Here is a 449-nt window from a genome sequence, read left to right as displayed (position 1 = left end):
CTACGTATGGTGATAATGATACACCAGCACCACCAACTGACGAATTAGGTGGTAGTTGGACACTATGGAAAAATTTAGCGCGACAAAGTCCTGAATTTGGTAATCCTGATAAGTTTTGCCAAAATATTCCTAAAAAAAGTTGGTTTGTTTCAGCAACATCGACAACAAACAATAAAGATATTATCGATACAATAGAAAGCATTTGTAAACGTGATCCACTTGCAGGCAAAACGGTTACTGGCGGTATTATTACAATCAATGATTCTGCATGGCAAATCAGTTTTACAATCAATCGTCAGCAACAGTTTAAAGACCAACCTGAAAATGAAATATCTACATGGATTTATGCCTTATATTCAGATGTAAACGGCGATTATATTAAAAAGCCAATTACAGAATGTAGTGGTAATGAAATATGCCAAGAATGGCTGTATCACTTAGGTGTATCA

The 449-nt window shown here is 35.4% G+C and carries 1 protein-coding gene; it reads left to right on the top strand.

The window, feature by feature from the left end; translation table 11 throughout:
- The coding region (locus tag DYI42_RS24050; RefSeq protein ID WP_213549651.1) for an oleate hydratase at nt 1-449 on the top strand (449 nt) is incomplete at both ends.

It is taken from the genome of Vannielia litorea (genome assembly GCF_018424695.1).
Classification (GTDB): domain Bacteria; phylum Pseudomonadota; class Alphaproteobacteria; order Rhodobacterales; family Rhodobacteraceae; genus Vannielia; species Vannielia litorea_A.
The sequence above is the reverse complement of the archived record's forward strand: the minus strand, read 5'-3'. Positions and strand labels throughout refer to the sequence as shown.